Source organism: Barnesiella intestinihominis YIT 11860, assembly GCF_000296465.1.
Classification (GTDB): domain Bacteria; phylum Bacteroidota; class Bacteroidia; order Bacteroidales; family Barnesiellaceae; genus Barnesiella; species Barnesiella intestinihominis.
Window position 1 is genome coordinate 1 of the sequence record NZ_JH815203.1, and the last position, 25,571, is coordinate 25,571.

The window sequence follows — 25,571 nt, forward strand, 5'->3', positions numbered from 1 at the left end:
CGACATCCACAGCTTCGGTAAAGGGCTTATGCCCGATTATTATCCATGCAAAACTCCTCGACTAGTGAGCTGTTACGCACTCTTTAAATGAATGGCTGCTTCCAAGCCAACATCCTAGCTGTCTTTGCAGTTTTACTTCGTTTGTTCAACTTAGCCCTTATTTCGGGACCTTAGCCGGTGGTCTGAGTTGTTCCTCTTTCGGACATGGACCTTAGCACCCATGCCCTCACTCCCGAAGACCAAGTGATAGTATTCGGAGTTTGTCAAGACTTGATAGGCGGTGAAGCCCTCGCATCTTATCAGTCGCTCTACCTCTATCACTCTGCTTCGAGGCTGCACCTAAATGCATTTCGGGGAGTACGAGCTATCTCCAAGTTTGATTGGCCTTTCACTCCTACCCTCAGTTCATCCGTAAGCTTTTCAACGCTTATCGGTGCGGTCCTCCAATTGGTGTTACCCAACCTTCAACCTGACCAAGGGTAGATCACTTGGTTTCGCGTCTACTCCCGCTGACTGTACGCCTTGTTCGGACTTGCTTTCGCTTCGGCTGCGCGACTGAATCGCTTAACCTTGCCAGCGAGAGTAACTCGTAGGTTCATTATGCAAAAGGCACGCCGTCACACTTTAACATGCTCCGACCGCTTGTAGGCGCATGGTTTCAGGGTCTGTTTCACTCCTCTGTTCGAGGTTCTTTTCACCTTTCCTTCACAGTACTGGTTCGCTATCGGTCTCTCGGGAGTATTTAGCCTTACGGGATGGGCCCCGCTGATTCGCCCCGGATTTCTCGTGTCCTGGGTTACTCAGGTGTCCACTGGGCTTCTGTCGGTTTTCGCGTACCGGGCTGTCACCGTCTCTGGCTACGATTTCCATCGTATTCCGCTAACTTATTTCTTGCCGTGTCGTGGATCCTTCTACCCCACTCGTGCCGTAACACGAGTGGTTTGGGCTGTTCCGCGTTCGCTCGCCACTACTGGCGGAATCATTGTTATTTTCTTTTCCTGCGGGTACTTAGATGTTTCAGTTCCCCGCGTTGGCTTACCGCTTGGCGGTATGGCCATTGCTGGCCGGGTTGCCCCATTCGGATATTTACGGGTCTACGGCTATTTGCGCCTTACCGTAACTTTTCGCAGCTTATCACGTCCTTCTTCGCCTCCGAGAGCCTAGGCATCCTCCATGCGCCCTTGTTTACTTTCTTCCGCGTCTTCCGTCTCTGCTTAGAGACGGCGACGTTAGGGGTTGATATGGGTTTGCTTTGCTCGTTTACTCTTCTTTTTCCATCATGTCAAGGATCTTTCGTGGAGAATAACGGATTCGAACCGTTGACCCCCTGCTTGCAAAGCAGGTGCTCTAGCCAGCTGAGCTAATCCCCCCTTTTACCACCTGACCTCCGGCCTGGTAGTCCCAGGCAGATTTGAACTGCCGACCTCTACATTATCAGTGTAGCGCTCTAACCTACTGAGCTATAGGACTATTCTTCAAATCGTGCCTGCGGCGGGTTGTTTTCCTTCTTTTTATATTGAACGAAGCGTGTAGTACCAAGAGAGAGCTTGGTCTTTTCCAGTCTTATTGCAGGTTTTGCTTCTCCAGAAAGGAGGTGTTCCAGCCGCACCTTCCGGTACGGCTACCTTGTTACGACTTAGCCCCAGTTACCGGTATTACCTTCGTACGCTCCTTGCGGTTGCATGCTTCAGGTACTCCCGGCTTCCATGGCTTGACGGGCGGTGTGTACAAGGCCCGGGAACGTATTCACCGCGCCATGGCTGATGCGCGATTACTAGCGAATCCAGCTTCATGGAGTCGGGTTGCAGACTCCAATCCGAACTGAGACAGGTTTTCGGGATTCGCGCGTCATTGCTGACTGGCTGCCTTCTGTACCTGCCATTGTAACACGTGTGTCGCCCCGGACGTAAGGGCCGTGCTGATTTGACGTCATCCCCACCTTCCTCGCGGCTTGCGCCGGCAGTCTCGACAGAGTCCTCGGCTTCACCCGTTAGTAACTGTCGATAGGGGTTGCGCTCGTTATGGCACTTAAGCCGACACCTCACGGCACGAGCTGACGACAACCATGCAGCACCTCGCAGGTGACTATTACTAGCTGCCGGCTTTCACCGACATTCCCCCTGCGTTTGAGCCCGGGTAAGGTTCCTCGCGTATCATCGAATTAAACCACATGTTCCTCCGCTTGTGCGGGCCCCCGTCAATTCCTTTGAGTTTCACCGTTGCCGGCGTACTCCCCAGGTGGAATACTTAACGCTTTCGCTGTACCGCTTACATTGTATCGCAAACAGTTAGTATTCATCGTTTACTGCGTGGACTACCAGGGTATCTAATCCTGTTCGATACCCACGCTTTCGTGCCTCAGCGTCTGTTTCACCCTAGCAGGCTGCCTTCGCAATCGGGGTTCTGCGTGATATCTATGCATTTCACCGCTACACCACGCATTCCGCCTGCCTCTTGTGTACTCTAGCTCGCCAGTTTCAACGGCACACTCCGGGTTGAGCCCGGAAATTTCACCGCTGACTTGGCGTGCCGCCTACGCACCCTTTAAACCCAATAAATCCGGATAACGCTCGCATCCTCCGTATTACCGCGGCTGCTGGCACGGAGTTAGCCGATGCTTTTTCTTCGGATACTTGCAATACGCTACACGTAGCGTACTTTACTCTCCGACAAAAGAGGTTTACAACCCGTAGGGCCGTCTTCCCTCACGCGACTTGGCTGGTTCAGTCTGCCGACCATTGACCAATATTCCTCACTGCTGCCTCCCGTAGGAGTTTGGACCGTGTCTCAGTTCCAATGTGGGGGACCTTCCTCTCAGAACCCCTATCCATCGTCGCTTTGGTGGGCCGTTACCCCGCCAACTGGCTAATGGAGCGCATGCTCGTCTGTAACCAAAATTGCTCTCTTTAATGAACTCTCCATGCGGAGCGCCCATATTATGGGGTATTAGTCCGGATTTCTCCGGGTTATCCCCCTGTTACAGGTGGATTGCATACGTGTTACTCACCCGTGCGCCGGTCGCCGGCAAAGGTATTGCTACCTCCCCGCTGCCCCTCGACTTGCATGTGTTAGGCCTGTCGCTAGCGTTCATCCTGAGCCAGGATCAAACTCTTCGTTGTATCTTCTTCTTTTTCTTTATTATACCTTCGAAGCGTTACCTGACTGAATTGACTTCTTTCTCTCTTCTTTTACTGTACTACACTTGCTTCTTCAATTCCTTCAATGAACTTGACAAAAAAGTTCCCCGGAGCGTGCCCCGTTTCCTCTTTTGCGGTTGCAAAGTTAATTCATTTTCCTACTCCGCTCCAAATTTTTTTCCCACTTTTTTATGCTATATAACATAACTTTCTTGCAATGGACTGTACCTCACGATTTTATACTTAAACATTTTTTCCCAAAAAAATCCCAATGCTATTTAAGTGAGCTACACCTAAACGCTAGTTCGGCTGATAATTTGTGGAGATTGTCCTTGTATATTACAACTCTTCTCCTCAGAAACTATCGCTTCTTGGGTTTCTTCCCCATACTATTTCCCGGCACAGGGGAGAAGATATGACGCCCTCGGTAACGAAGACAAAGTCGAACGTAATCTATTCCTCCTATCATTTTTATCGAATTTTTTTCTTTCCTCCTAATAAGAAGCTGTTTTAAATTTATAGAGAAATAATATTATCATTGCAAGCAGGTATGTTCCGGCCATATTGAGCCCCTGTCTGGCATCTTGAATCCCTTGATTTTTGTCAATAGCCCGCTATTGACTGCATATCTCGGACTCCAATCTGCTTCAACATAGGGCTCAATCTGTCTCGGAATAAATTTAAAACAGCTTCTAAAAAAAAAGAGTCCCATTCTCTAAACGGGACTCTTTCCATACATTACATTTATTTTACCAAAGAGACATTTGCGAGGAATCAACTTGCTGCGCTTTCTTTTGCTCCACGGCAGCCTGTTCTTCGGCTTCGCGTTTCTTTTTCTCCTCTTCTTTCCGTTTTGCAATCATCTCGGGTGTATCGGGTCTGGTAGGAATTAACCAGTTATCATCGAATGAATCGAGACCCGGAAAATCGTCTTCCCCTGTGTTTGTATCAACACTCTTAGGGGAATTCTCCGTAACTTCTTTCGATTCCTCTACCGAAGTTTTTACATTGCTTTTTGTTTCACTTTCGTCCTGACGAACTTCAAAACTAATTACGGACGATGTGTCTTGTTTCTCTTCGACTGGCGTAACGGTTTCCGGCTCTTGCTTTTCATTAGTGTTTTTCACAAATTTCAAATTCTCTATCTGTGCTAATAGTTCTTGTCGTTGATTTCGCAATGCAGCTATCATTGCATTGGCATTTTCTAAATCGCTTTTCAACGACTCAATTTCGTTTTTGTTACCGACATTTCCCTGTGTCACAGTCTGTTCTAATTTTTCTTTTTGTTCTATCAGATCATTCAGTCGAGCTTGGAGTTGTTTGTTTTCTTCCTCCACGGATTGCAAGTTGTCTAAGAGTTGTGCTATTTTTTCATCTTTCGATGCTTTTATCTGCTCAAACTGTTGCAATTTAATTTCGACTTCGTCTACTACCTTCAACCCATTCTGTGCTTCGGATAGCTGAATTTCGAGATCCTTTATCTGCTTTAAGAGTTGTGAATTTTTATCTTCTCGTTGCATTAAGTCTTGTCGAGCTGCTTCCAACTGACTTGCAATCTCGGTCTCTTTATCTTTTGCCTGTGATAGTTCTTTGCGAGCCTGCTGTAAATCCATGCGAAGTTGCTCTACATCGGATATATTTTCTTTCTGTGTTTTAAGTTCGGCTCTTAACCTCTCAATTTCGGCAGAAGCTGCCTCCAATTCTTCTTGATGAACATTAGAGACTTTCAATTTATTCACCAAACTTTTATTTTCCAGTTCAAACTGCTCTTTTTCGGCTTCTAACGCAGCGATACGAGCTTCCAGCTCATGCACTTTTTCCGCCACCGCCCGTTTCTGTCGTTCGGCGCTTAATTGAGCACTTTGCATAGTATTACGCTGCTCTTCCAATTCTTTCATTTTTACCCGTGCCTCTTCCATTTCTTTCGTTAAATTGAGGTGTTCTGTTTTCCATTTCCGTGAAACGGATTCACGGGCACGCTCATTTACCGCACAGATAAATTCTTTAAACGGTTTATCTAATCGATCGAAGAGATATTTTTTCTCCGCTTCCTTATCCAATGCGGCCAATATATAATCGGGAAGCGATTTGTTCAATAATTCTAACAATGTATCGAGCAGCGTATCGGGGAGTTGCAGTTCCTCCTCTTTGTCTTCTCCAACTCTCGAAGCAGACGGAGTAACGTCACTCTCATTATCCTGTCTCTCTTTTTCCCGAATACATGCATTCGTAATATTTTCAGCAGTATAAGGTTGAGCCTCGAATTCATCATCTTCGCCAGAAAACCCCAACGCTTTCATCGTTTTTCTAAATATAGACATAATTTTCTATCTTATTTATTTTCAATTTGTTCCACTCCGGGCTTTGTCACCAGACCTTTCCCTTTGCGTCCGTTTATCTCTATCAGTACAGGAGCATCAAATTTAACAATTCTCAAAGATTCCGATTCGTACACAGCAGGGAGCTCATTCAGATAACTTTCATCGTAATAGCCATCGCCTGCAAATGTATTTACCGTAAAATAGCCAACACCAAACGAAGTCAAATTCTGAAAGAAATGCGTTCCTTGACTTGGTTCTATCCTATAATTATCAAGTGCGGACTCTACAATGAGACGGGCTGATGATATATGCGGCCATTTAACTGGAATTCCCAGTGAAGAGTCACTCGACCCCCATCGCCCGGGCCCTACCAAAATATAGTTTTCTTCCCGCTCGGTAAAGGTACGATTTATTTTCTCTATTTCACGTGCTATATTTACATTATTTGAGGACTTAAAACTCGATGATTTTACATAGACAATATGAGATACATTATCCATCACGCCGTGTCCTAATGCCGTATTGCTTTTAAGAATGGTTCTTTCGTCGGGTAAATCCATTACTTCGTCGCTAAGCATTTCCTTCATATCGACAATAGGCCTTATCTGCAACCAATAAACTGTACCAGGAGTATTACCCGGCCCTACAAGATTTCCTGCAAACTCTATTTCTACCGGCCGTCCCATTTCGCGACTGCCAATGGTAAGCATGGAATCGAGAATAGAGGCTAACGGAAAGGCTTTATGTTGCAAGATATTGGCAAACGTAACGACTTTGCGCCCCCCATCATAGTAACCGTCCCGGATCATCTGATCGACAGGATCGTAAGTAGAAACCATCAAACGAAGGGAATTGTCTTTCTCGGCATCGCGAACGGAGAGTTTCAACAAATTGAAGCCATCGTCAATAGAGAAAGGTTTTTCACCTCTATTCATATCCAACGCGTAGAATCGTGTTTGGGTATCTCTCAACGCCAAATCGAGTGTACTGGTTTGCAATACTTTATTGGGATGCCGTGGAGAGAATCGTAAACTGCGTCCTCCATCGACAATATATTTTCCTAACCCAATAGCCAAATCGACAACTCCATCTTCGGCCTTTTCGTCATTAATAGGATAGTAGTTTATCGAACGGCCTACTCCTGCAAACGACGGATAATAACGATCGTTGTATTGCGTACCTACCACTTCCTGCAATATAATCGCCATCTTTTCTTGATCGATAACATTCGACGTAGCTGTCATATAGGCTTTACTATCGGCGTAAAAAACCGAGGCATAAACTGCTTTTATAGCATCTAACAGTAAACGGAGCATCTCGTTCTTATCGTCCAACGAGGGTATCATATAGGTAGAATAGATACCGGCGAAAGGTTGATAGTGGGAATCTTCCAACAGACTCGACGAACGAACGGCAATGGGCTTACCCACCACATCGAAAAATGCCAAAAAATCGGGCTTTAATTCTTCGGGGAGCTTCGCTTTAAGAAAATGCTCCAAAATTTCTTCATCGGAAATATCGGAAAGAGCTATTTGATAGAGATTATTACTCTCCATAAAGGTATCGAATATATCGGTACACAAAACTACCGTTTTGGGAACGGTCACATTCACGCCTTCGATATTATCGAAAGTCGGATTTCTTTTTATCATGGCGTCGATAAACGCCAAGCCTCGTCCTTTCCCCCCCAAAGAACCATTACCAATACGAGCAAAATTGGAGTATTTGTCAAAACGGTCACGCTTGAAAATGGCAACTACTCCCCTATTCTTCATTTTTCTATACTGTACAATAGCGTCGAAAATGAGTTTACGAATCTCAGATATCTCGCTCAAATCGGTAATTTGTCGAGGCTGCAAGGCTTCGGCCATAGGGAAAATGGCCCGCGAATAGAGCCATCGGGATATGTGATTACGAGAGGCATGATAATAAAGAGAGTCGTCGGGAATAATATCTATATTGTCTTGTAAATCTTTTAGATTTTTTATTGTCACGATAGGCTCTCCCGTATTAGGATTGATGAATGTAAAATCACCGAAGCCGAAATTTTTCAATATCGTTTTTCTCAAATCAACCGGCAATTTCTTAGAATTTTTATCTAAGAACGAAGCGTTGAGCTTAATGGCTTCTTTTTGATTTTCGCGTTCGGAAGACTCAATAATAAGAGGCAAGTAAGGATCGCAAGAGCGCACATAGGTGCAAAATTTTATTCCTGCTTTTTTATCTTTTTCGCCTGCCCTAACGAACGAAACATCGGATACGATACCCAGCATGTTTCCCGAATATTTTTCATATATCTGCATAGCTTCCTCATAAGTTCGTGCCAACATTACTTTGGGGCGTCCCCGCATGCGCAGCATTCGCTCGTGATCGTTCAAGGCTTCGGTCGAAAATATTTGGGATTGCTTCAACACAAAATTATACAAATTAGGCAAAATGGAAGAATAGAACCGGATAGAGTCTTCTACCAATAGAATGAGCTGCACACCTACCGAAGTAATATCGACTTCGGCATTCATTTTATCTTCGATCAGCTTAATAATAGCCACTAACAAATCGACATTACCCAACCAACTGAACACGTAGTCCACCCCACTCAAATCTTCCTTTGCTATACGCCTTGAAACTTCGTGAGAAAAAGGGGTCAGAACGACAATAGGGATATAAGGGTAGAGACGTTTCATCGCCTTTGCCTGCGTAAAGGTCTCGGAACAATCGACTCCGGGCATAGTTATAATCAGGTCATAACGTTTCAAAGCCAATTCCTCGAAGGCTTCCTCATTGGTCGTTACCTGTTTCACCCGAGGAGGCGAACTCAGATTCAGGGAAACATATTCGAAGTAAATTTGTTCCTCCACCCGCCCATCTTCTTCCATGATAAAAGCATCATATCGGCTCGCAACAAGTAAGACATTGAACACTCTTTTTTGCATTAAGTTAGCAAAAGAGGTATCTTTCAGATATAATTGGTTAATATTCGGTCGATTCATTATTTTTGTGTCGATTCCGGCTTTCAAATTGCCATTTTATTTTTTTGCGATTTTATTGTTCAAAAGTAGTAAAAAAAATTTTTTTATCCATATAAATATGTACATTTGCGATAAGAGAAACGAGCATCTTCCAAAGAGATGCCCAATCAAGAATTTAACTTAATAATATCGCGACTATGAACATCGAGCACATCATGACATCATTGGCGGCAAAGCACCCCGGTGAGTCGGAGTATTTACAAGCGGTACACGAGGTGTTACTTTCCATAGAGGAAGTTTATAACCAACACCCCGAATTCGAAAAAGCCAAATTGATAGAAAGGCTTGTCGAACCCGACAGAATCATCACCTTCAAAGTGCCCTGGGTAGATGATAACGGCGAAATACAAGTAAACTTAGGATACCGGGTACAATTCAACAATGCCATAGGCCCATACAAAGGAGGAATAAGATTCCATGCATCGGTAAATCTTTCCATATTGAAATTCCTCGGATTCGAACAAACATTCAAAAATGCACTGACCACTCTACCTATGGGTGGTGGAAAAGGTGGTTCGGATTTCAGCCCTCGTGGTAAATCAGATGCCGAAATCATGAGATTCTGCCAAGCATTCATGTTGGAATTGTGGCGTCATTTAGGCCCCGACACCGACGTGCCTGCGGGCGATATAGGCGTAGGAGGCCGTGAGGTCGGCTACATGTTCGGTATGTATAAAAAACTGACGCACGAGCACACCGGAACGTTTACCGGAAAAGGTCTCGAATTCGGAGGTTCCCTTGTTCGTCCCGAAGCAACCGGCTACGGTGGACTTTACTTCGTAAAACAAATGCTGGCAACCAAAGGAATAGACATCGCCGGAAAGAGAATCGCCATCAGTGGATTCGGCAACGTAGCATGGGGTGCGGCATCAAAAGCTACACAATTAGGAGCGAAAGTAGTCACCATTTCGGGACCTGACGGTTATGTATATGATCCAGACGGTATTTCAGGCGAAAAGATAGACTATATGCTCGAACTACGCGCATCGGGCGAAGATATAGTCGCACCTTATGCCGAAAAATACGGAGTACAATTCTTCCCCGGAAAACGCCCCTGGGAACAAAAAGTCGACATCGCTCTTCCTTGTGCTACACAAAACGAACTCGACGAAGAAGATGCCAAGAGGCTTATTGAAAACGGCGTTATCTGTGTGGGTGAAATCTCCAATATGGGTTGCCGCCCCGAAGCTATCGATTTATTTATCAAACATCGTATCATGTACGGACCAGGCAAGGCTGTCAATGCGGGCGGCGTAGCCACTTCGGGATTGGAAATGACACAGAACGCCATGCACATTTCATGGAGCGCCGAAGAAGTTGACCAACGTCTGCACCAAATCATGAGCGACATTCACACTCAATGTGTAAAATACGGAACCGAAACGGACGGATACATCAACTATATGAAAGGAGCCAACATCGCAGGTTTCATGAAAGTAGCCAAAGCCATGATGGCACAAGGAGTCATTTAAGATTTCGAATAATGCGAACATAGAGAAAGGGAGGAGATAAAAATTATCTCCTCCCTTTCTCATTTATAATGAAGTTGCCTACGAACCAAGTCTTACATATAATTGTTTCTCCAACAGAAAAACCCATAAATGCCATACGTATGAAAAAGATATTCCTATCATTCCTGCTATTCTGCACCCTAAGCACAAGTTATGCAAAGATAGATATAGAACGAATCGACCCTCCATTCTGGTGGACCGGAATGCAAGACCGAGAGCTACAAATCATGTTATACGGGAAAAATATCGCCGACTGTAAAATTAAGATAGATTACCCGGGCGTAACCTTAACAAAAGCTGTCAGTCTGGACAGTAAAAATTATTCATTCCTTTATCTGAGTATCGCCCCTGAGACCCAACCCGGCAATTTCGATATTCAACTGAGCCGAAAACGAGAGAAACAAAATATCCCATACACACTCAATGCAAGAACCATACAGGGAAAAAACCGGAAAGGATTCGACGCAACGGACGTACTTTATCTGATTATGCCAGACCGTTTCGCCGATGGCGACCCGTCTACAAACGTCATTCCGTCCATGCGATTTCCTTCACCCGTAAATCGGAACAATCCCGATGCCCGGCATGGAGGGGACTTAAAAGGTATCGCCGAGCACTTGGACTATATCGAAGACTTAGGCGTAACGGCCATTTGGCTGAATCCGGTTCTCGAAAACGATATGCCCGGAGGGTCGTATCATGGATATGCAACAACCGATTATTATCGGGTCGATCCTCGGTTCGGGACAAACATGTATTACCGGGATTTGATAACCGAATGCCATAACCGGGGTATGAAAGTCGTCATGGATATGATATTCAACCATTGCGGAGACCAACATATCTGGTTCTTGGACCGACCGTCGCACGATTGGTTCAACTTCCCCGACGGTTATCGACAAACGTCCTACCGTCTTACTCCCCACTTCGATCCTTACGTATCGGAATATGACAAAAGCATGACCGTAGAAGGTTGGTTCGTAGAGAGCATGCCAGACTTGAACCAGCACAATCCGCATTTGATGAAATATCTGACTCAGAACAGTATCTGGTGGATAGAATTCTCGGGAATCGACGGCATACGTATGGATACTCACCCGTATGTGTTTTTCGATTCCATGTCCGAATGGTGTGCCGCCATCAACCGGGAATACCCTAATTTCAACATCGTGGGAGAATGCTGGTACGGAACCGAAGCCGGTTCGGCCTATTGGCAACGGAACAGCATTTTGGATACGTCGCGTAACTCCCACTTGAAAAGCGTTATGGATTTTCCGCTACAAGGTATAGCCCGTGATGCGTTTACTTCGCAAACCGACAGTTGGGGCGGGTTGAATCTGATTTACGACCACCTTGCACTCGACTTCATGTTTGCCGACCCAATGAATGTACTCAACTTCCTCGACAACCACGACACCGATCGTTTTCTGTTGTCCGAACCCTCCCACTTGGGCTTTTACAAACAAGCCATCGCATTCCTATTGACAACCCGTGGGATTCCCCAAATCTATTACGGGACAGAAATTCTAATGCATGGGAGCAAGCAAAAGACCGACGGATTAGTCCGCCTCGATTTTCCGGGAGGATTTCCGGGCGATACGATTAACGATTTCTTATCCCAAGACCGCACCCCCCTGCAAAACGAAGCCTTCGACTTTTGCCGGACTCTCTTGAAATGGAGACAAAACAATCCCTGTCTGTCACACGGGGAAATGATGCACTTCATGCCGAACAACGGATTGTATGTATATCGCCGCAGCTACGAAGGGAAAAATGTGTTGGTTATCATGAACGGGAACGACTCTCCACTGACGGTCGACATGAGCCGTTATAACGAGATTTTATCGGAAGTACAATCCGCCCATGATATTATTACACACAGACAGATCGAGTTCTCCCCCGTTATGGAGTTTCCCCCCAGAGCTTTATATATCTTAGAGTATTAACCGGACGAAACCGAGAACGACACCAAGCGATATTTTCCCTATCTTCGACAATCATCGGAGTAGGGGAAAAAATTGAATACTTTTTTCTCACCAGCTAAAACATAATCATGCTGATAAAACAAGAGTCTGTTCAGAGTACTTTCACCAACGTGAGTTCGTCGTCTCTCAACCGAGCCGTCGCCCAATTTATCGATGTGACAGTATACAGACTGCAAGGGGCGATGTCGTCGGCCATATTACGAAGATAGACGGGATTATGAATAATAGCCTCTCCTACCGTGAGCAAAGGATTGCCGGAGAGCTGTTCCCGCAATATGCGACAGAACTCCTCTTTTTCCTGTTCGAAACCGGGCGACACGACAAACAACACACCTTCACAAAAGGTAGTCAAGGATACTTCTCGCTGAAACGGCAATATATTATCAACTTTATTGTCGAAAGTGAGATAGAGAATGTGTTTATTGAGCAACGACCGCCTATAACACAACTGATGCGAAAAGAATCCTTTCTTCATAATCCAATGATCTTCTCTTATGAACCTAACTTTTTTAATTTGGTAACCCGTTTTGCAACGGCTTTCTTAGATTCGCCACTTACGACCGACTGCTCTGGCATATACACCTGATTATCCACATCAAGAATACGATCGTTATAGTGCTTACGAATCAACATCAAACTATCGATATATACCTTCTCCCGAACCGATTGCTCCGGAAGAACGATATATCCGTAAAGACGGGACAACGCCGTAGCAGAATCGGATTGTAACGGCAAAGAGAACCACCCTCCCTTATCTATATCGATTCTGTTGTATGCCACCCCATTATCGGTATGACGTACGGCCATATATACTTGCGGGTTCACGCTTAATTTAGGTAGCATGACGACTTTAAATTTCAACTCGAAATAATCGCGAGTACGGAAGTTTTCATCGGGAGCGATATCGAACGCTAACAAATTGGTAGATAACCGGGAGTCGAAGATATGGCTCCGCCTTTGTTTCCATACATCTACACTATCGCCCGGCTGCGACATCGTTTGGGAATTTTCTTCCGCTAACAGTTTTTTGGCCTCCTCATTTTCGGCTTTCAATCGTTCCACCACACGATCGTATATTTTCATATAGATTTCAATATGATGCCCATACCATACAAGAGTCGTGTCGAACTGTTCCCGAGTGACTCCATGACGCAAAAATACGGCTTCTCTTATCTTTTTCTTATCGGCATTGTTGTTATAGATATTATAGTTCGATTCTATGACAGCTTCGGATTTGTGTATATCGACTAACAAATCCTCCATATCTTTCTCATTAATGACATAATCCGGAGTACGGCTGCCACATGCCGACAAACATAAAATCAACCATATGATCCATATCGGATTTTTCATAAAGCTATTCGGATTTCTCAACTTGTTTATTTTCGGAAGAGAGATAACGATGATAAAAGAGAATCATACAAACCACTCCGACCGAAATCGCCGAATCGGCAATATTGAATACCGGACGGAAAAACTCGAACCGCTCACCTCCTATCCACGGTATCCAATCGGGCCAATAAAAACTGAACAGAGGGAAATAGAGCATATCCACAACTCGCCCATAGAACAGCCCGGCATACCCGTCTCCCGGCACAAAAGAAGCGACCAAAGGGGGGACAGGATCGTTAAACATCAATCCATAGAACAGGCAGTCTACAATATTTCCCGCAGCTCCCGCTATAATCAAAGCCAAGCAAACGATGAATCCCGTAGCGACTTGGGGACGATTCTTAATTTTCAGCATCCACCACGACAGAAAAACAACGGCAACAATACGGAACAGAGACAAGAACAGCTTGCTTCCCACTTCCATGCCGAAGGCCATACCGTTATTTTCGATAAACGCTATATAAAACCAATCGGTCACTCGTATAGATTCACCGATATACATATGAGTTTTCACCCATATCTTCACGGCTTGGTCGACAATGAGTACAAGAACAATCGTAATAAGAGCAACCTGCCCTTTGGTCAATTTCTTCATATCCAAAATAAAAAGATTCTCACTTTTATCCTATCTCAAAAAGATTCGACCTTCGTGCTTTCTACCCAAAGAACAGCCCCCAAAGGTCGAATTTTAATATCACTTTTCAGTAAGTTTCATAAAAACTGCCAATCCTCTTTACCTGTTTCCCCAAAGAACAGATTGATATGGATATCGGCAAACTATTTTCTTTTTCCATCTTCCTTCGCGTCAATTCCCAAAGTTGCATGAGGAACAGCACGAAGTCTCTCTTTCGGAATCAGCTTACCGGTCTCCCGACAAATCCCGTATGTTTTATTTTCTATGCGTACAAGCGCAGCCTGCAAGTGCTGAATAAACTTCATCTGCCGTTGCGCCAATTGTCCTGCCTCTTCTTTGGAGAGAGTGCTAGCACCTTCTTCCAACACCTTAAATGTAGGCGATGTATCGGTAACATCGTTGCCATCGGTATTCATAATCGAGGCTTTCAACAAATCATAATCACGATATGCTTTTTCGAGCTTTTCATTAATAATCTGCCGAAATTCTTCAAGTTCAGCATCGGAATAACGTGTTTTTTCACTCATAATTATTGCTACTTAAAATTCCACATTCAATTATTCAAAGAACCGACCACAAACGGAAATTGTTCTATATCCGGTCAAATATAACAGAAATATCCCTATGGACCTCCATTATTTCAAGGATTTAACAATTCTGATATTCACCTTAAACGTATCGAAGTCCAGCTCGGTGACAGACTCTCCGGAAAGAGCGCCCAATATCTCAAACGTATTGGCCAAGACCTGTCGAGACATATAGTCGCGATATTCCTCCACAACCAAATCGGTCTCCCCGTTCGAAGCGATATATACATCGATTTTATCCGTAATATCGAAGCCCGAAGTTTTACGAATATTCTGTATACGGTTCACCAGCTCGCGGGCAATACCTTCGCGGCGCAATTCGTCGGTCACCGTAATGTCGAGAGCTACTGTAAGATTACCTTCGTTAGCAACCAACCACCCCGGAATATCCTCGGAGATAATTTCTACATCGCTCGCTTCGATAGTAGCTTGTTGCCCATCTATCTCGAAAGTAAAAGTTCCGTTCTTCTCAAATTCGATAATATCCGGTTGCGACATAGAAGCTATCGTAGCTGCCAACTGTTTCATAATCTTTCCATAACGCGGACCAAGCTTTTTGAAATCGGGTTTGACCCGTTTTACCAATATACCTGCCGCATTATCGACAAACTTCATTTCTTTCACATTCACCTCACTCAGAATCAAATCTTTCACGGCTTCGATATGATCCTGTTGCTCTTTATTCAATACCGGAATCATCAAGGTCGTGAGCGGCTGGCGTACTTTGATATTCACTTTACGACGTAAAGCCAATACCATCGAAGTCATAGTCTGAGCAATCTGCATACGCTCTTCGAGAGCCAAATCGATATAATCGTTGCAACTTACCGGGAAATCGACCAAATGTACCGATCGAGTATCTCGTCCGGTTGCCGCAGTAAGGTCTGTATAGAGCCGATCGGCATAGAAAGGCGCAATAGGAGCCATGAGCTTGGCAACTGTTTCGAGGCAAGTATAAAGCGTTTGATATGCCGACAATTTATCTTCCGTCATCGTTCCGCCCCAGAAACGTTTACGATTCAACCGAACATACCAGTTACTGAGATTGTCATTTACAAAATCCGATATAGCCCGCCCTGCACGAGTAGGTTCGTAAGCGGCAAACTGTTCGTCGACTTCTTTAATCAAAGAGTTCAAAAGAGAGATAATCCAACGGTCTATTTCAGGCCGTTTTTCCATCGGAACCTCGGGTTCACTGAATGTGAAACCATCTACATTGGCATACAAAGCGAAGAAAGAATAGGTGTTATACAACGTTCCAAAGAACTTGCGACGAACTTCCTCCACACCTTCCAAATCGAATTTGAGGTTATCCCACGGCGAAGAATTGGTAATCATATACCAACGTAACGGATCGGAACCATATTTTTCGATCGTACTGAACGGGTCGACAGCGTTACCCAATCGTTTGGACATCTTGTTTCCGTTCTTATCCAAAACAAGCCCGTTCGAAACAACTGCTTTATAGGCCACGCTATCGAAAACCATCGAGGCGATGGCATGCAACGTGAAGAACCACCCTCTCGTTTGGTCTACACCTTCGGCGATAAAATCGGCAGGATATACTTCCCGCTTGTCAAATACTTCTTTATTCTCGAAAGGATAGTGTATCTGCGCATAAGGCATAGCGCCCGAATCGAACCAAACATCAATGAGGTCGCTCTCTCTTTTCATGGGTTTTCCCGAAGGGGAAACCAACACGATATCATCTACATACGGGCGATGTAAATCTATCTTATCGTAATTTCCAGCCGTATATTCGCCGGGGACAAAACCCTGTTTCTTATAAGGATTCTCATTCATCAATCCGGCAGTAATAGATTTCTCTATCTCATTATACAATTCTTCGACCGAACCAATACAAACCTCTTCACTCCCGTCTTCGGTACGCCAAATAGGTAACGGAGTTCCCCAATAACGGCTACGGGAAAGATTCCAATCTTGCAAATTTTCGAGCCACTTTCCGAAACGTCCCGACCCAGTAGACTGCGGTTTCCAATTTATCGTGTTGTTGAGTTCTATCATGCGACCACGGCAAGCCGTCGTACGAATGAACCAACTATCGAGCGGATAATAAAGCACAGGCTTATCGGTACGCCAACAGTGCGGATAACTATGCACATGTTTCTCGATTTTAAATACTTTATTCGTTTGCTTCAACAAAACGCAAATATCGATATCGAGCGTGGCATCATCGGCCGTAAGTGCGGCATCATAAGCATTTTTTACATAACGGCCGGCATATTCGCTATAAGCCTCCACATCTATGTTCTGCTTAACGAAATCAGGATCGAGGTCTTCTATCAGATAGAATTTACCGGTCATATCGACCATAGGACGGCGATTGCCGTCTTTATCGAGCATCATCAAAGGAGGAATACCGTTGGCTTTGGCTACACGATCGTCATCTGCACCGAATGTGGGCGCAATATGCACGATACCGGTTGTACCTTCTTCGGTTGTCACGAAATCACCGGTAATAACCCGGAAAGCTCCTTCTCCCGGATTTACCCACGGCAACAGTTGTTCATACTCCATTCCGGCCAAATCGTTACCTTTATATTCTGCAACGACTTTCCACGGAATGAGTTTGTCACCGGGCTTGTAATCTTCCAAAGAAAGGCCCTCGGCTTTCGGATTGAATAGAGTCCGCACGAGAACTTTCGCCACTATTACACTAATGGGTACACCGGTATAAGGATTATAGCTCTGTACAAGATTGTAATCGATATTCGGGCCTACGCAAAGAGCCGTATTGGAAGGCAACGTCCACGGTGTAGTGGTCCATGCCAAGAAATAGGGTTCTCCGAAAGCGGTCATTTCCGTACGCGGATTCTTAATCTTAAATTGCGCTATACAAGTCGTGTCCTTAACATCGCGATAACAACCGGGTTGGTTCAACTCATGTGAACTCAATCCCGTACCTGCTGCCGGAGAATAAGGTTGAATGGTATATCCTTTATAAAGATAATTTTTATTATACAACTGTTTGAGCAACCACCACAAAGTTTCGATATAACGATTATCATACGTGATATAAGGATTCTTCATATCTACCCAATATCCCATACGGTGTGTCAAGTCTTCCCATTCACGGGTAAATTTCATCACGTCTTTACGACAAGTCGCATTATAATCGGCCACAGAAATGGTTTTACCGATGTCTTCTTTGGTGATACCCAAAGCCTTTTCAACCCCAAGCTCAACGGGCAACCCGTGAGTATCCCACCCGGCTTTACGTTTCACATGAAATCCCTTCATGGTTTTGTACCGGCAGAATATATCTTTAATGGAACGGGCCATCACATGGTGAATACCCGGCATACCGTTGGCAGAAGGCGGACCTTCGTAAAATACGAATGAAGGACACCCTTCGCGCGTTTCCAGACTTTGGTGAAAAAGATCTTGCTTATCCCATTGGTTCAAAACCTCTTTATTGATTTCCGAGAGGTCGAAACGAGAATATTCGGTGAATTTCTTGCCCATATATTTCTTAAATAATCTTTGCGTAAAAATCGGCACGAAGATACAAAAAAAGCTGTAACTAAGAAAGAAACAATTACATTATTACAGAAAGGGAACGAACGGAATTTAATCCTCAATAGGAACGTCGACCCAATTACCTTTACAAAATTGCCAGACATTGGTGTACCCGGCTTGTGCCAAAGCGCACAAAGCCTCTATCCGGCCGGCATTTATTTTCTCGGGATAATGGGCATCCGAATTAACGACTACCCGAATTCCCAAATCATTCATCAACTCGAAATAATCATGATTCGGATAAAAACGTCCACGAGTCTCCCAAGCCTTCGTATTGACTTCGACCAATAAATTTCGAGAAGCGACTTCTTCAAGATAGTCTGTCACCCATTTTTTATACCACGATTCACGATCCAATCCCGGACAATAGAGAGAGGCATTCAACCCTATCTTATCCAAATGTCCCAAAAAGTCGAAGCCCCCCAGCTCGATCATACGAAAGGAACTACGATAAAATCGGTGAACTACCTCTTTAACATCTCCATCGAAATACGTATCCACATAGTTCCGAAATCGTTCCGGTGATCCATCTGTATCGACAGGCGTACCGTCGGACGCAACGATATAGTGTACAGACCCGATACGATAATCGAGAGGAAGGGATTGAAAATAGTCGATAGAAGGATTGAACGAATCGTCTAAGAAATCTATTTCGAGACCTATATATAAATCTATCTCGGAGGAATACAGTCGCTTCAAACGACGAAATTCTTCCAAATAAGCCGTCATTTTCTCTTTTTGCATATTACAACCATTCTGTACAGGGAATGGAGCATGAGAGGAAATACCGTATGAGGAAAACCCTTCTTTCACAGCCTCCCGTACAAAAAGTTCCATAGGGGCATGCCCATCACAAAAATCACAATGAGAATGATAGTTAGTCAAATTATTCATAACGACACCAATCGATTATCTCTTTATAGACACCCTCTTCGATAGAGTACGGAGAAACCGGATAAACAAAAATGATAATAACAACGTAACAAAGACGGCTATGCCCAGCGAAACCGAATAGGACAACCGAAACCCTTCCTGAGCAAAAAATATGTAAGTAACCGTCACCATCGTCATAAACAACGCCGGAATCAAAGTGAGCCAATAACATTTATGTTCCTTAGCCAACCAAACAGTCAATGCCCACAATGTAAACACAGCCAAAGTTTGATTACACCATGCAAAATAGCGCCAAAGCACTTCGAAATCGATCATCATCACGAGCCATGCAAGAATAAAAATCGGAATAGAAACCAATAGTCTATTTCGGATTTTCTTTTGAGGAATATGCAAAAAATCGGCAGCAATCAAACGCGCCGACCGGAGCGCAGTATCACCCGAGGTTATAGGCGCCGCAATGACACCGAGCATAGCCAAAATTCCACCGAAAGTTCCTAACCAGCCCACCGATATATCATTGACTAAAATAGCCGGAGTTTTCCCTTTCAAGAACTCAGAAAGTGCATCGAATGACCCATTGAAAAAGGCAATCGCCGCAGCCGCCCAAATTAAAGCGACGATACCCTCGACAACCATTGCCCCATAGAATACCCGGCGTCCCATTTTTTCATTTTTCAGACAACGAGCCATCATCGGAGATTGTGTAGCATGAAAACCAGAAATAGCTCCACAAGCTATCGAAATAAACATCATAGGAAATATGGGATTTACATCAGAGTCCGGTCGTGTATAACCTATCGCTTCGTGAAATTCCGGTAAACTGTCTGGACGCAAAAACAAAGATATCATAATCCCAATCGCCATAAACAGCAAAGCAAATCCAAATAAAGGATAAAGCCGCCCTATCAGTTTATCGATAGGAAGCAACGTAGCCAATATATAATACCCGAATATAATAGCAGTCCACATGGTCGTGGTCGTATTTTCCCCAGTAAGTAAATCGAGTAGATTAGCCGGATTTACGACAAACACAGCCCCTACCAATATCATTAAAAGCAGAGAGAAAATCCGCATGACTTGCTTAACTCCCGACCCCAGTTCATCGCCGACTAACTCGGGCAGGCTAGCTCCATTCCGACGAACCGAAAGCATACCCGACAGATAATCATGCACAGCTCCACCGAATATAGTCCCGAACACAATCCATAAATAGGCCGAAGGCCCGTAAAGGATGCCCATAATGGCTCCGAAAATAGGCCCCAGCCCAGCTATATTCAAAAATTGTATGAGAAAAACTCTCCATGTCGGCATAGGAATATAATCGATACCGTCTGTCGAGGTATAGGCAGGTGTCTGCCTCCCCGGATTAACCCCAAAAACTTTTTCAACCAAAGCACCGTAAACGAAGTATCCGGCAACTAACAGCAACAAAGCAATGCAAAATGTGATCATACCAAACTCTTATGTAAATTCATGGTCTTGACAAACTAACTTCAATGAAAATCAATTACCCGATTCATCTAAGCTATTTATCCAATCGAACAAATTTCCATACCATCTTATGTAATGGAATGTTACAAAGGTAAAATCTTTTTGCCATTCTATCAACTCAATTAAAAAAAAGCTGCATCCTTACGTCAAGAAATGCAGCTTTTCACTATTTATAAAGCAATACCCTCTTTGGCTGGAAGTATCTCAATCCAATAGTCGTCCGGATCGTGAATAAAATAGAGTCCCATAACTTCATTCTCAAAGCATACGCATCCCATTTCTTTATGATAGGCTCTCACTTTATTATAATCGCCCGATACCCGCACACACAAGTGACTTTCGTTTTCGCCTAACTCGTATGCATCTTTATGGTCTCTCAGCCAAGTGAGTTCCAACAAAAACGGAGAAACTCCATCTGTAAGATACACCAATACAAAAGAACCATCGGCAGCCTCTTTTCTACGAGCTTCGGTAAAACCTAATGCCTTCGAATAAAATTCTATACTGCGATTTAAATCTGTCACATTCACATTAAAATGGTCAAATTTTGCTTTTACTTCCATGATTTATAAGCATTTATTATATAATTACTGAATCTCCCGTACTACTTAATAAAACAAATTCTGTACCGTATCGCTTCGCTATCGGAGCAAAGGATTCGGCTTTACGCACTGCCGGATAAAAGTGCATAGGGACAAACATACCTACATTAAATTCCCCGACAAACTGCTCTGCACCTCTCATATAATCCTTTCCCAATCGGGCATCGACCGGAAACATCGCCACATCGATAGACTTAATAGCCCGCTTCATATAATACAATTCCGATAAATAAGCAGTTTCAGCTTCCCACACCTCTTCTTCGGTAGATTCGTCACGCCAATGCCAATTGTTTAAATCCCCAGCATGAAAAATTGTTTTACCCTCGGCTGTTACCAAATAGGACACCCCCATATCGGTGGAGCCGAATGCATTCACCCGTAATCGGTCATCTTCATAACTTTCTCCCCGATCGAGATACACGATATTGGGCAACCCCGAAAGCTCGTCCAACGAGGACATTTCGCAAGGGAAAATATAATGTATATTGTTTTTCAAATTTTTCCAAGTCAGTATTTCGGGATTATAATGGTCGCGATGTTCGTGGGATACCAAAACATACATAGGCTGCCGCCTACACAAAGCCTTCTCTATGATATTTTCACCTCCTCGATAATAATCGAATATGATTGAAAAATCCTCGGCTTCGATCAAAAACCCGCTATGAAAAAGATAAATCAGCCTCATATATTCGTTTTAAACAGAACGATCGAAAGACGACGATTGTTTAATTTGCATAGCCAGAGCTTCGGCACAACGTTCCCCATCGATAGCAGCCGAAACAATTCCTCCCGCATAACCAGCTCCCTCGCCGCATGGGTAAAATCCCCGCAAACGAATATGAGTCATCGACACTCTATCACGTGGTATTCGTACAGGAGAAGAGGTGCGAGTTTCCACCCCTATCATCACGGCTTCCCGGGTGAGGAATCCATGAGATACTTTCCCAAAATATTTGAATCCTTCCTGCAACCGGGCGGCGATAAAATCGGGTAACCAGAAATGCAACGGCGAAGCGATGAGTCCCGGTGAATAAGAGGAGCGAGGCAAATCGAACGAATTGCGACGATTGACAAAATCGGTCATGCGTTGGGCAGGAGCCGTCTGTTTGCAGTTCCCGTTCAAATAGCACTGCCGTTCGAGATCCTCCTGAAATTTTATCCCCGCCAAAACTCCAAACATAGAAAACCGGGCTCCGAAATCCTCCGGCTGCAACTCCACAACCATACCCGAATTGGCCCATACCGAACCCCTATTCGACGGGGACATACCGTTTACAACAATTTGTTCGGGACCACTGGCTGCCGGGACTACAAATCCGCCGGGGCACATGCAGAACGAATAGACACCTCGCCCTTTCACCTGCGTGACAAAGCTATATTCGGCAGCCGGAAGATATTTCCCCCGACCTTCGGGATTGTGGTATTGAATGGAATCTATCAACTGTTGCGGGTGTTCCAATCTCACACCTACGGCAATACCTTTGGATTCCAACTCCACCCCGTTCTCGTGCAACATATAATAAACATCGCGAGCCGAATGCCCCGTTGCCAAAATAACAGGGCCGTTAAATTCACGACCATCGGCTGTAACGATTCCACACACCTCATCGCCATCAATAATCAAACGCTCCATTCGGGTCTCGAAATGTACCTCACCACCCGATTCGATAATACGATTCCTCATGCGCTCGATTACCCTCGGCAACTTGTCGGTCCCGATGTGAGGGTGGGCATCAGAAAGGATTGAAACCGATGCCCCATGCTGACAAAAAATTTGAAGAATACGCTCGACACTTCCCCGCTTCTTGCTGCGAGTATAGAGTTTACCGTCGGAAAACGCTCCGGCTCCCCCCTCTCCAAAACTATAATTCGACTCCGGGTCGACTCTCTGTTCCCGACTGATAAGAGCTATATCCTTGCGACGGTCATGCACGTTTTTTCCTCGTTCGACAACGACCGGACAAATACCTAACTCAATCAAACGCAATGCCGCAAAAAGCCCCGCCGGCCCAGCCCCCACGACAATCGCCCGAGGCTTACCCGAAACATCGCCATACTCGATACGGGGGAACTCGTCGTCTTGCGGGAATTCGTCGATGTATACCCGCACTTTCAAATTCACCATGACCGTGCGCTGACGGGCATCTATCGAGCGTTTCAATACCCTCACAGACTTTATCGACCGTATATCCATACTCTGCTCCCGAGCCACATATGCTGCTATGCTTTGTTCCGAAGCTGCTTGTTCGGGCAGAATTCTTAACTGCAATTCTCGAATCATATTCTCTATATCCTATTTATCCGAACAGTTGCCGGAAGGCCTCCTCGACCTTACGGACAGCAACTAATTCTATCGCCAATCGGGAAGTATCAAAACCTTTCAGATTATTTTGAGGTATGAGCATACGTTTAAAACCTAATTTTTCGGCTTCAAGAATGCGTTGTTCTATCCGATTGATCGGGCGTATCTCTCCCGAAAGCCCAACCTCGCCGGTCATACAAGTTCCTGCCTCAATCGCCATATCCATATTGGAAGAAAGTATCGCGCTGATTACGGCCAAATCCATCGCGGGGTCATTAACTTTTATGCCTCCGGCAATATTGAGAAAAACGTCTTTTTGTGCCAATTTGAACCCGACCCTCTTTTCCAAAACGGCAAGTAACATATTCATTCGCCGCAGGTCGAATCCTGTCGCCGACCGTTGCGGCGTACCGTAAGCTGCCGTACTGACCAACGCCTGTGTCTCGATAAGGAAAGGGCGTATACCCTCTATCGTGACAGCAATGGCAACACCGCTCAAACCTTCGTGATTTTGAGTCAATAACATTTCCGACGGGTTGCTCACCTCTCGTAACCCGTTTTGCCTCATCTCGTAAATACCCAATTCGGAAGTGCTTCCGAACCGATTTTTTATCGAGCGGAGAATACGGTATAAATAGTGTCGATCTCCCTCGAACTGCAATACTGTATCGACAATATGTTCCAACACTTTCGGCCCGGCAATGCTGCCTTCTTTGTTAATGTGGCCTACGAGAAGAACCGGCGTATTGGTCTGTTTCGCAAATTTGAGTAACGAGGCAGCACACTCCCTCACCTGTCCCACACTACCCGGTGAAGACTCCATCGCACTGGTAGCAATCGTCTGTATGGAATCGATAACGACAATATCGGGGTCGACATTACGAATATGCACAAATATATCTTCGAGCGATGTCTCGCACACGATATAACAGTCGGGAGCATTTCCACCGATACGCTCGGCTCTCAATTTCAATTGCCTTGCGCTTTCCTCCCCCGATACATATAATACCTTCTGTCCTTTTAGAGCAAGTACAGTTTGTAGGATCAACGTCGATTTACCGATACCGGGCTCACCGCCTATCAGCACCAATGATCCCCGCACAAGACCACCACCCAATACTCGGTTCAATTCGCCGTTTCCCAAATCGATTCGCGACTCTTCTGTAATCTGAATGTCGTCTATCCGTTGCGGACGTACTTTACTCTGTTCCATCGTGCCGAACTCGCCCCGACCACCGGCCGCGGATTTCGTGCTCACTACCTCTTCCACATAGGTATTCCACTCGCCGCAAACGGGACAACGTCCTATCCACTTGGGCGACTCTGCCCCACAGTTATTGCAAAAGTAAACCGATTTTGTCTTTGCCATACTATTTATACGATTTGCCTCCTACGAAACTCTGCACATGTAATCGCTGCTGCAACCGCCACATTGAGCGACTCGGAAGTAGGCTGCCCGACCGGATAATTAGGAATATACAGCCGTTTCCCAATATAAGGTTCCAACTTGGCCGATATACCATTTCCCTCGTTCCCCATCACAATTACCCCCGATTTCGTCAAAGAGGTATGATAAATATCCTCCCCATCGAGAAATGTACCATACACGACCGACGAATCCACCTGAGAGAGAAAATCGGGTAACGACGTATAATAAACATTTACCCGAGCCAATGCCCCCATAGTGGCTTGCACAACCTTAGGGTTATAAAGATCGGCGGTATCGGGGGAACAAACGATATGGCGAATACCGAACCAATCGGCCAAGCGAACGATAGTACCCAAATTACCGGGATCTTGCACCGTATCCAAAGCCAACACCAACTCCTTTTTCAGAGTATCGATATTTAAATGATATTCGGGTATGCGATATACAGCCAAGACATCGGGCGGCGTAACGAGCTGAGAAACTTTCGACATCTCTTGTTCGTCGACTTCCTGTATCTTAGGCAACGATTCGTGAGCGTGTGAAACAATCCAAGACGGAGTAGCCAATAACAAATCACACTCGAAAGCCGACAGTGTGTCTTCCACGAGTTTATTACCTTCGGCAATAAAACAGCCCTCCTCTCTCCGTCCTTTCTTTCGAGCTAACGATTGTATGCGTTTAATTTGATTTTTACTAAGCATTCTTATCCGGTAATTC

General features: G+C 44.9%; 16 protein-coding genes, 2 tRNA genes and 2 rRNA genes. 2 read left to right on the forward strand and 18 right to left on the reverse strand.

The window, feature by feature from the left end:
* The 6 genes from HMPREF9448_RS00005 to HMPREF9448_RS00030 all read right to left on the reverse strand — a co-directional run.
* A 23S ribosomal RNA gene (locus HMPREF9448_RS00005) occupies positions 1 to 1,195 on the reverse strand; the annotation flags it as partial.
* A 101-nt stretch (positions 1,196 to 1,296) separates the two neighbouring features.
* Positions 1,297 to 1,370: transfer RNA gene (locus tag HMPREF9448_RS00010), tRNA-Ala, on the reverse strand.
* A 23-nt stretch (positions 1,371 to 1,393) separates the two neighbouring features.
* Positions 1,394 to 1,470 (reverse strand) — tRNA-Ile (locus tag HMPREF9448_RS00015).
* Positions 1,471 to 1,587: 117 nt separating this feature from the next.
* Positions 1,588 to 3,119: ribosomal RNA gene (locus tag HMPREF9448_RS00020) — 16S ribosomal RNA — on the reverse strand.
* Positions 3,120 to 3,886: 767 nt separating this feature from the next.
* The gene (locus tag HMPREF9448_RS00025) at positions 3,887 to 5,458 is read right to left on the reverse strand and encodes a coiled-coil domain-containing protein (protein ID WP_008860641.1); all 1,572 of its coding nucleotides are present in this window, start codon (positions 5,456 to 5,458) and stop codon (positions 3,887 to 3,889) included.
* An 11-nt stretch (positions 5,459 to 5,469) separates the two neighbouring features.
* Positions 5,470 to 8,451: a PEP/pyruvate-binding domain-containing protein gene (locus tag HMPREF9448_RS00030; RefSeq protein WP_040295885.1), complete on the reverse strand. Its 2,982-nt coding sequence runs from the start codon at positions 8,449 to 8,451 to the stop codon at positions 5,470 to 5,472.
* A gap of 173 nt (positions 8,452 to 8,624) precedes the next feature.
* Between HMPREF9448_RS00030 and gdhA the strand changes: the two genes are divergently transcribed.
* The gene (gene gdhA / locus HMPREF9448_RS00035) at positions 8,625 to 9,959 is read left to right on the forward strand and encodes an NADP-specific glutamate dehydrogenase (protein ID WP_008860643.1); all 1,335 of its coding nucleotides are present in this window, start codon (positions 8,625 to 8,627) and stop codon (positions 9,957 to 9,959) included.
* Positions 9,960 to 10,099: 140 nt separating this feature from the next.
* Positions 10,100 to 11,944 carry a glycoside hydrolase family 13 protein gene (locus tag HMPREF9448_RS00040; protein WP_008860644.1) on the forward strand — a complete coding sequence of 615 codons (1,845 nt, stop codon included), beginning with the start codon at positions 10,100 to 10,102 and terminating at the stop codon, positions 11,942 to 11,944.
* Positions 11,945 to 12,074: 130 nt separating this feature from the next.
* Here the strand turns inward: HMPREF9448_RS00040 and HMPREF9448_RS00045 are convergent, their stop codons facing one another.
* The 12 genes from HMPREF9448_RS00045 to HMPREF9448_RS00100 form a co-directional block, all read right to left on the reverse strand.
* Positions 12,075 to 12,458, reverse strand: coding sequence for a hypothetical protein (locus tag HMPREF9448_RS00045; RefSeq protein WP_008860645.1), 384 nt, complete (start codon positions 12,456 to 12,458; stop codon positions 12,075 to 12,077).
* A 17-nt stretch (positions 12,459 to 12,475) separates the two neighbouring features.
* Positions 12,476 to 13,336 carry a DUF4296 domain-containing protein gene (locus HMPREF9448_RS00050; RefSeq protein WP_008860646.1) on the reverse strand — a complete coding sequence of 287 codons (861 nt, stop codon included), beginning with the start codon at positions 13,334 to 13,336 and terminating at the stop codon, positions 12,476 to 12,478.
* Positions 13,337 to 13,340: 4 nt separating this feature from the next.
* Positions 13,341 to 13,970: a lipoprotein signal peptidase gene (locus tag HMPREF9448_RS00055; protein WP_008860647.1), complete on the reverse strand. Its 630-nt coding sequence runs from the start codon at positions 13,968 to 13,970 to the stop codon at positions 13,341 to 13,343.
* Positions 13,971 to 14,152: 182 nt separating this feature from the next.
* Positions 14,153 to 14,536 (reverse strand): TraR/DksA family transcriptional regulator, encoded by a 384-nt coding sequence (locus HMPREF9448_RS00060; RefSeq protein WP_008860648.1) that lies wholly within the window; start codon positions 14,534 to 14,536, stop codon positions 14,153 to 14,155.
* 108 nt (positions 14,537 to 14,644) lie between these two features.
* On the reverse strand, positions 14,645 to 18,082 hold the full coding sequence (gene ileS / locus HMPREF9448_RS00065) for an isoleucine--tRNA ligase (protein WP_008860649.1): 3,438 nt from the start codon (positions 18,080 to 18,082) through the stop codon (positions 14,645 to 14,647).
* A 105-nt stretch (positions 18,083 to 18,187) separates the two neighbouring features.
* The gene (locus HMPREF9448_RS00070) at positions 18,188 to 19,030 is read right to left on the reverse strand and encodes a histidinol-phosphatase (protein ID WP_008860650.1); all 843 of its coding nucleotides are present in this window, start codon (positions 19,028 to 19,030) and stop codon (positions 18,188 to 18,190) included.
* Positions 19,031 to 19,045: 15 nt separating this feature from the next.
* Positions 19,046 to 20,482: a carbon starvation CstA family protein gene (locus HMPREF9448_RS00075; RefSeq protein WP_008860651.1), complete on the reverse strand. Its 1,437-nt coding sequence runs from the start codon at positions 20,480 to 20,482 to the stop codon at positions 19,046 to 19,048.
* A gap of 209 nt (positions 20,483 to 20,691) precedes the next feature.
* Positions 20,692 to 21,084, reverse strand: a complete 393-nt coding sequence (locus HMPREF9448_RS00080; RefSeq protein WP_008860652.1) for a VOC family protein — start codon at positions 21,082 to 21,084, stop codon at positions 20,692 to 20,694.
* Positions 21,085 to 21,100: 16 nt separating this feature from the next.
* Positions 21,101 to 21,808, reverse strand: a complete 708-nt coding sequence (locus HMPREF9448_RS00085) for an MBL fold metallo-hydrolase (protein WP_008860653.1) — start codon at positions 21,806 to 21,808, stop codon at positions 21,101 to 21,103.
* Positions 21,809 to 21,817: 9 nt separating this feature from the next.
* The gene (locus tag HMPREF9448_RS00090) at positions 21,818 to 23,404 is read right to left on the reverse strand and encodes an NAD(P)/FAD-dependent oxidoreductase (protein ID WP_008860654.1); all 1,587 of its coding nucleotides are present in this window, start codon (positions 23,402 to 23,404) and stop codon (positions 21,818 to 21,820) included.
* Between the two features lie 16 nt (positions 23,405 to 23,420).
* Complete coding sequence (gene radA / locus HMPREF9448_RS00095) at positions 23,421 to 24,794, reverse strand: DNA repair protein RadA (RefSeq protein WP_008860655.1); 1,374 nt, start codon at positions 24,792 to 24,794, stop codon at positions 23,421 to 23,423.
* A 5-nt stretch (positions 24,795 to 24,799) separates the two neighbouring features.
* Positions 24,800 to 25,555 carry a TrmH family RNA methyltransferase gene (locus tag HMPREF9448_RS00100; protein ID WP_008860656.1) on the reverse strand — a complete coding sequence of 252 codons (756 nt, stop codon included), beginning with the start codon at positions 25,553 to 25,555 and terminating at the stop codon, positions 24,800 to 24,802.
* Between the last annotated feature and the right edge of the window lie 16 nt (positions 25,556 to 25,571).

Coding starts and splice junctions, on each gene's coding strand:
- HMPREF9448_RS00025 (WP_008860641.1), bottom strand. CDS start 5,458: ATGTCTATATTTAGAAAAACGATGAAAGCGTTGGGGTTTTCTGGCGAA.
- HMPREF9448_RS00050 (WP_008860646.1), bottom strand. CDS start 13,336: ATGAAAAATCCGATATGGATCATATGGTTGATTTTATGTTTGTCGGCA.
- HMPREF9448_RS00100 (WP_008860656.1), bottom strand. CDS start 25,555: ATGCTTAGTAAAAATCAAATTAAACGCATACAATCGTTAGCTCGAAAG.
- HMPREF9448_RS00060 (WP_008860648.1), bottom strand. CDS start 14,536: ATGAGTGAAAAAACACGTTATTCCGATGCTGAACTTGAAGAATTTCGG.
- HMPREF9448_RS00085 (WP_008860653.1), bottom strand. CDS start 21,808: ATGAGGCTGATTTATCTTTTTCATAGCGGGTTTTTGATCGAAGCCGAG.
- HMPREF9448_RS00075 (WP_008860651.1), bottom strand. CDS start 20,482: ATGATCACATTTTGCATTGCTTTGTTGCTGTTAGTTGCCGGATACTTC.
- HMPREF9448_RS00080 (WP_008860652.1), bottom strand. CDS start 21,084: ATGGAAGTAAAAGCAAAATTTGACCATTTTAATGTGAATGTGACAGAT.
- HMPREF9448_RS00070 (WP_008860650.1), bottom strand. CDS start 19,030: ATGAATAATTTGACTAACTATCATTCTCATTGTGATTTTTGTGATGGG.
- radA (WP_008860655.1), bottom strand. CDS start 24,794: ATGGCAAAGACAAAATCGGTTTACTTTTGCAATAACTGTGGGGCAGAG.
- HMPREF9448_RS00040 (WP_008860644.1), top strand. CDS start 10,100: ATGAAAAAGATATTCCTATCATTCCTGCTATTCTGCACCCTAAGCACA.
- gdhA (WP_008860643.1), top strand. CDS start 8,625: ATGAACATCGAGCACATCATGACATCATTGGCGGCAAAGCACCCCGGT.
- HMPREF9448_RS00055 (WP_008860647.1), bottom strand. CDS start 13,970: ATGAAGAAATTGACCAAAGGGCAGGTTGCTCTTATTACGATTGTTCTT.
- ileS (WP_008860649.1), bottom strand. CDS start 18,082: ATGGGCAAGAAATTCACCGAATATTCTCGTTTCGACCTCTCGGAAATC.
- HMPREF9448_RS00045 (WP_008860645.1), bottom strand. CDS start 12,458: ATGAAGAAAGGATTCTTTTCGCATCAGTTGTGTTATAGGCGGTCGTTG.
- HMPREF9448_RS00090 (WP_008860654.1), bottom strand. CDS start 23,404: ATGATTCGAGAATTGCAGTTAAGAATTCTGCCCGAACAAGCAGCTTCG.